The organism is Pseudomonas sp. 31 R 17, from assembly GCF_900004915.1.
GTDB classification, from domain to species: Bacteria; Pseudomonadota; Gammaproteobacteria; order Pseudomonadales; family Pseudomonadaceae; genus Aquipseudomonas; species Aquipseudomonas orientalis_A.
Map to the genome: position 1 here is coordinate 59,590 of NZ_CVTN01000035.1, position 6,106 is coordinate 65,695.

The following is a 6,106-nucleotide window of genomic DNA, read 5'->3' on the forward strand; positions in this document are numbered from 1 at the left end:
AAAATACTCAAGGCGGCCTCGATCAGTTGTTCAGGGCTTGCACGCGCACCCGTGCGGTGCCGCTGCCCAGCATACGCAGTTGCTCGGCGGCCTTGCGTGAAAGGTCGATCAGGCGCCCGCGACCATGCGGACCGCGATCATTGATACGGACCACCACAGAGCGGTTGTTGGCGAGATTGGTCACCTTGACCTGAGTGCCGAAGGGCAGGCGCCGATGGGCGGCGGTCGTGGCGTTCTGGTTGAAGGCTTCACCGCTGGCAGTGCGTTTGCCGTGGTGCTTGGCGCCGTAGTAGGAGGCGGTGCCGGTTTCGTCATAGCCATTGGGGTCGATGAGGCCGCTGGCGCAACCGGTCAGCAGGGAAGACAGGGCCAGCAGGCCGAGTAGACGCTTCATTTTTTTGGATATCCCCCTGACAAATGTGGGAGGGGGCTTGCCCCCGATAGCGGTGCAGCAGTCAATACATGTGCCGACTGACACACCCTCATCGGGGGCAAGCTCCCTCCCACATGGGTCCGAGTCGAGCATGACATCCCGCTCGGACCGTTCTGCGCTATCAGCCTTCGAGCTTGCTTTTGAGCAGCTCGTTGACTTGTTGCGGGTTGGCCTTGCCCTTGGACGCTTTCATCGCCTGGCCGACGAAGAAGCCGAACATCTTGCCGCGCTTGGCTTCGTCCGCCGCACGGTATTGTTCGACTTGCTCGGCGTTCGCCGCGAGCATTTCATCGAGCACCGCCGAAATCGCGCCGCTGTCGGTGACTTGCTTGAGGCCACGCTTGTCGATGATGTCATCGGCGCTGCCTTCACCGGCGGCCATCGCTTCGAACACGGTCTTGGCGATCTTGCCGGAGATGGTGTTGTCCTTGATGCGCAGCAGCATGCCGCCCAGTTGCTCGGCGCTGACCGGTGCTTCGTCGATTTCCAGGCCTTGCTTGTTCAACAGGCTGCCCAGTTCGACCATGACCCAGTTGGCCGCCAGCTTGGCGTCGCCGGCGATGCTCACGACCTTCTCGAAGTAGTTGGCCTGTTCACGGCTGGAGGCCAGGACGCTGGCATCGTAGATCGACAGGCCGAACTGCGCCTGGAAGCGTTCGCGTTTTTGCTGCGGCAACTCCGGCAGGGTGGCGCGGATATCGTTGAGGAACGAATCTTCCAGCACCACCGGCAACAGGTCCGGGTCGGGGAAGTAACGGTAGTCGTTGGCTTCCTCCTTGCTGCGCATGGCGCGGGTTTCGTCTTTGTTCGGATCGTACAGGCGCGTTTGCTGGATGACCTTGCCGCCGTCCTCGATCAGCTCGATCTGGCGACGCACTTCACTGTTGATCGCCTTCTCGATGAAGCGGAACGAGTTGACGTTCTTGATCTCGCAGCGGGTGCCGTATTCGGCCTGGCCCTTGGGACGGATCGACACGTTGCAGTCGCAGCGCAGCGAACCTTCGGCCATGTTGCCGTCGCAGATGCCCAGGTAGCGCACCAGCGCGTGGATCGTCTTGACGTAGGCCACGGCTTCCTTGGCGCTGCGCATGTCCGGCTCGGAGACGATTTCCAGCAACGGCGTGCCGGCACGGTTCAGGTCGATGCCGGTGGCGCCGGGAAACTCTTCATGCAGGCTCTTGCCGGCGTCTTCTTCAAGGTGCGCACGGGTCACGCCGACACGCTTGATGGTGCCGTCTTCCAGGGGAATGTCCAAGTGGCCCTTGCCGACGATCGGCAGCTCCATCTGGCTGATCTGGTAGCCCTTGGGCAGGTCCGGGTAGAAGTAGTTTTTGCGTGCAAACACGTTGTGCTGGCCGATTTCGGCGTCAATCGCCAGGCCGAACATCACCGCCATGCGCACTGCTTCCTGGTTCAGCACCGGCAGCACGCCGGGCATGCCCAGGTCCACCAGGCTGGCCTGGGTGTTGGGCTCGGAACCGAACGTGGTGGCGCTGCCGGAGAAAATCTTCGATTGGGTGGCGAGCTGGGTATGAATCTCCAGCCCGATCACAACTTCCCATTGCATAGTGTTCTCCTCAGAAGCCGGTAGGGGTGCGGGTGTGCCAGTCGGTGTGCAACTGGTACTGGTGCGCCACATTGAGCAGGCGGCCTTCCTGGAAATACGGGGCGAGCAATTGCACGCCGACCGGCAGGCCATCGACGAAACCGGCGGGCATGGACAAGCCCGGCAGGCCCGCGAGGTTGGCGGTGATGGTGTAGAGGTCTTCCAGGTACTCGGCAATCGGGTCGCCGGTCTTGGCGCCGATCTTCCAGGCCGGGTTCGGCGTGGTTGGGCCGAGGATCACGTCGACTTCTTCAAAGGCCGCCATGAAGTCATTCTTGATCAGGCGACGGATCTTCTGCGCCTTGAGGTAGTACGCGTCGTAGTAGCCGGCGGACAGGGCATAGGCACCGACCATGATCCGGCGCTGGACTTCACTGCCGAAGCCTTCGCCACGGGAGCGTTTGTACAGATCGGTCAGGTCCTTGGGGTTTTCGCAGCGATAGCCGAAGCGCACACCGTCGAAACGCGACAGGTTGGAGGACGCTTCCGCTGGTGCGATCACGTAATAGGCAGGAATCGCGTGCTGGTTGTTCGGCAGGCTGATTTCCTTGATCACCGCGCCGAGCTTTTCCAGCTCTTTGATGCTGTTGTGCACAAGGTCAGCGATACGCGGGTCGAGGCCGGCGCTGAAATACTCTTTTGGCACGCCGATGCGCAGGCCCTTGATCGACTCGTTCAGGCCGGCGCTGTAGTCCGGCACCGGCTCATCGATGCTGGTGGAGTCCTGTTTATCGAAGCCTGCCATGCCTTGTAACAAAATTGCGCAGTCTTCAGCGGTACGTGCCAGAGGGCCACCCTGATCGAGGCTCGAGGCGTAGGCGATCATGCCCCAGCGGGAAACGCGACCGTAGGTCGGCTTCAGGCCGGTGAGGTTGGTGAACGCGGCCGGCTGGCGGATCGAACCACCGGTGTCGGTTGCCGTCGCGGCGGGCAGGAAGCGTGCGGCCACGGCCGCAGCCGAGCCACCGGAGGAACCACCGGGTACGTGATCCAGGTTCCACGGGTTTTTCACTGCGCCGTAGTAGCTCGACTCGTTGGCCGACCCCATGGCGAACTCGTCCATGTTGGTCTTGCCCAGGGTTACGGCCCCGGCGGCGGCCAGTTTGGCGACCACGGTCGCGTCGTAGGGCGCCTTGAAGTTGTCGAGCATCTTCGAGCCGCAGCTGGTGCGAATACCCTGGGTGCAGAACAGGTCCTTGTGGGCGATCGGGGCGCCCAGCAGTGCGCCGTCTTCACCGTTGGCGCGCCGCTCGTCGGCGGCCTTGGCCTGGCTCAGGGCCAGCTCCTGGGTGAGGCTGATGAAGCTGTTGACCTTGGGGTCGTGCTCGGCGATACGCGCCAGCAGGGTCTTGGTCAGCTCTTCGGAAGAAAACGTTTTGTCGGCGAGACCGCGGGCGATCTCGGCCAGAGTCATGTGATGCATGAAAGGCTCTTTCCCTTTAGTCGATGACTTTCGGAACCAGGTACAGGCCGTTTTCGACCGCTGGCGCGATGGACTGGTAGGCCTCGCGGTTATTGCGCTCGGTCACGACGTCTGCGCGCAGGCGCTGACTGGCTTCCAGCGGGTGAGCCAGGGGCTCGATGCCGTCGGTATTGACGGCCTGCATTTGGTCAACCAGCCCGAGAATGCTGTTCAGGGCTGCGGTGGTCTGTGGAAGATCGGCGTCATTGAGGCCAAGCGAGGCCAGATGCGCGATTTTTTCCACGTCGGAGCGTTCAAGCGCCATGGGATTCTCCAGTGGAAAACAGAACGGAAGGCGTCCGTGTGTTAGATTGTCGGAACACTACCGCATTTCTACGGTCATATGGCCGCGATTGTGGGGGTTGGTGCACAGAAAGTCGGCCAATTTAGCACATTGGCGCCTTGCCCAAAATCCCTGTCGTTGTTAGAGTTTGCCGCACTTTTTTACCCACGCGTTGCCTAGGGTCCCTTTCCCATGTTCAAGAAACTGCGTGGCATGTTTTCCAGCGATCTTTCCATTGACCTGGGCACTGCCAACACCCTTATTTACGTGCGCGAGCGCGGTATCGTTCTGAATGAGCCATCGGTTGTGGCCATTCGGACCCATGGTAATCAGAAAAGTGTCGTTGCCGTTGGCACCGAGGCCAAGCGCATGCTCGGCCGTACACCAGGCAATATTGCTGCCATTCGTCCGATGAAAGACGGCGTGATCGCCGACTTCAGCGTCTGCGAGAAGATGCTGCAGTACTTCATCAACAAGGTTCACGAAAACAGTTTCCTGCAGCCCAGCCCTCGTGTGCTGATCTGCGTTCCGTGCAAATCCACCCAGGTGGAGCGTCGTGCCATCCGTGAATCGGCCCTCGGCGCCGGTGCCCGCGAAGTATTCCTGATCGAAGAGCCGATGGCCGCCGCAATCGGCGCCGGCCTGCCGGTTGAAGAAGCGCGCGGTTCGATGGTGGTGGATATCGGTGGCGGTACCACCGAGATCGCCCTGATTTCCCTGAACGGTGTGGTGTATGCCGAATCCGTACGCGTTGGCGGCGACCGCTTCGACGAAGCGATCATCACCTATGTGCGTCGTAACTACGGCAGCCTGATCGGCGAATCCACCGCCGAGCGCATCAAGCAGGAAATCGGTACCGCCTACCCGGGCGGCGAAGTTCGCGAAGTCGATGTTCGCGGTCGCAACCTGGCCGAAGGTGTGCCACGTGCCTTCACCCTGAACTCCAATGAAGTGCTGGAAGCGCTGCAAGAGTCCCTGGCCACCATCGTTCAGGCGGTGAAGAGCGCCCTGGAGCAGTCGCCGCCGGAACTGGCTTCCGATATCGCCGAGCGTGGCCTGGTGCTGACCGGTGGTGGCGCCTTGCTGCGTGACCTCGACAAATTGCTGGCCCAGGAAACCGGCCTGCCGGTGATCGTCGCCGAAGACCCGCTGACCTGCGTTGCCCGTGGCGGTGGTCGTGCACTGGAAATGATGGATAAACACACCATGGACCTGCTCTCCAGCGAATAAGATCGCCTGGACGGTTCATGCTGGGTCGGCAGGCAGCACTTTGCAGTGCTGCCTGTTGGCGTTTATCTTCTTCAATCTGCATCCAGGCCGGTTTGATGCCGTATGAATAAAGAGAACATTTGCCTGGGAGGAGCGGCCTATTAAACCGCTCTTTGCCAAAGGCCCCTCATTGGGCGTGCGCTTGTTGGTGCTGACCGTGCTTTCGGTCGCGCTGATGGTGGTCGATGCGCGCTTTTCGCTGCTCAAGCCTGTGCGTAGTCAGATGTCGCTGGTATTGATGCAGACTTACTGGATCACCGACCTGCCGCAACGTCTCTACCAGGGCGTGGCCAGCCAATTCGGCAGCCGCACCGAACTGGTCGCCGAGAACGAAAAACTCAAGACCGAAAACCTGCTGTTGCAGGGCCGCATGCAAAAGCTCGCCGCCCTCACCGAGCAGAACGTTCGGCTGCGCGAGTTGCTCAATTCCTCCGCGCTGGTCAACGAAAAGGTCGAAGTGGCCGAGTTGATCGGCATGGACCCCAATCCCTTCACCCATCGCATCATCATCAACAAGGGCGAGCGTGACGGCGTGGTGCTCGGCCAGCCGGTGCTCGATGCCCGTGGCCTGATGGGCCAGGTGGTCGAGTTGATGCCCTACACATCGCGCGTCCTGCTGCTGACGGACACCACCCACAGCATCCCCGTGCAGGTCAATCGTAACGGTTTGCGCGCCATTGCCAGCGGCACCGGGAACCCGGAACGCCTCGAACTGCGGCACGTGGCCGATACCGCTGATATCAAAGAGGGTGACCTGCTGGTCAGCTCCGGCCTCGGCCAGCGCTTCCCGGCGGGCTACCCGGTGGCCACTGTCAAGGAGGTCATCCATGATTCCGGCCAGCCGTTTGCCATTGTGCGTGCCGTCCCGACTGCCGCGTTGAACCGCAGCCGCTACCTGCTGCTGGTGTTCAGCGACAACCGCACGCCGGAAGAGCGCGCCAATGATGCGGCGCAGGCTCAGGAGGCGGAAGACAAGCAGAACGGCACCGCCCCCGTGATTCCTGCCACCGTGCCGAAACCGGCGTTCGTGGGACCCCCCGCGCCTGCGGCCGT

6 protein-coding genes are annotated in these 6,106 nt (G+C 61.6%); 2 read left to right on the forward strand and 4 right to left on the reverse strand.

The genetic code is table 11. The features are described 5' to 3' along the window. Window positions 1-22: 22 nt before the first annotated feature. From BFP89_RS02075 to gatC, 4 genes are all read right to left on the reverse strand, one after another. Window positions 23-394, reverse strand: a complete 372-nt coding sequence (locus tag BFP89_RS02075) for a septal ring lytic transglycosylase RlpA family protein (protein ID WP_065883704.1) — start codon at window positions 392-394, stop codon at window positions 23-25. 160 nt (window positions 395-554) lie between these two features. Then, window positions 555-2,000: an Asp-tRNA(Asn)/Glu-tRNA(Gln) amidotransferase subunit GatB gene (gatB, locus tag BFP89_RS02080; protein WP_065883705.1), complete on the reverse strand. Its 1,446-nt coding sequence runs from the start codon at window positions 1,998-2,000 to the stop codon at window positions 555-557. Window positions 2,001-2,010: 10 nt separating this feature from the next. Beyond that, on the reverse strand, window positions 2,011-3,462 hold the full coding sequence (gene gatA, locus BFP89_RS02085; RefSeq protein ID WP_065883708.1) for an Asp-tRNA(Asn)/Glu-tRNA(Gln) amidotransferase subunit GatA: 1,452 nt from the start codon (window positions 3,460-3,462) through the stop codon (window positions 2,011-2,013). Between the two features lie 16 nt (window positions 3,463-3,478). Then, entirely contained in the window at window positions 3,479-3,766 is a 288-nt protein-coding gene (gene gatC / locus BFP89_RS02090) for an Asp-tRNA(Asn)/Glu-tRNA(Gln) amidotransferase subunit GatC (protein ID WP_003188556.1), read from the reverse strand. A 210-nt stretch (window positions 3,767-3,976) separates the two neighbouring features. On the opposite strand from gatC, the gene mreB reads away from it, so the two are divergent. Both mreB and mreC read left to right on the forward strand, forming a co-directional pair. Next, entirely contained in the window at window positions 3,977-5,014 is a 1,038-nt protein-coding gene (mreB, locus tag BFP89_RS02095; RefSeq protein ID WP_002555108.1) for a rod shape-determining protein MreB, read from the forward strand. Between the two features lie 187 nt (window positions 5,015-5,201). After that, on the forward strand, window positions 5,202-6,106 hold a 905-nt coding region (gene mreC, locus BFP89_RS02100), incomplete at its 3' end, for a rod shape-determining protein MreC (RefSeq protein WP_370671196.1).

Bases quoted from the DNA above. Each gene is read 5' to 3' on its own strand.
- gatC (WP_003188556.1), bottom strand. From the start codon at position 3,766: ATGGCGCTTGAACGCTCCGACGTGGAAAAAATCGCGCATCTGGCCTCG.
- mreB (WP_002555108.1), top strand. From the start codon at position 3,977: ATGTTCAAGAAACTGCGTGGCATGTTTTCCAGCGATCTTTCCATTGAC.
- BFP89_RS02075 (WP_065883704.1), bottom strand. From the start codon at position 394: ATGAAGCGTCTACTCGGCCTGCTGGCCCTGTCTTCCCTGCTGACCGGT.
- gatA (WP_065883708.1), bottom strand. From the start codon at position 3,462: ATGCATCACATGACTCTGGCCGAGATCGCCCGCGGTCTCGCCGACAAA.
- gatB (WP_065883705.1), bottom strand. From the start codon at position 2,000: ATGCAATGGGAAGTTGTGATCGGGCTGGAGATTCATACCCAGCTCGCC.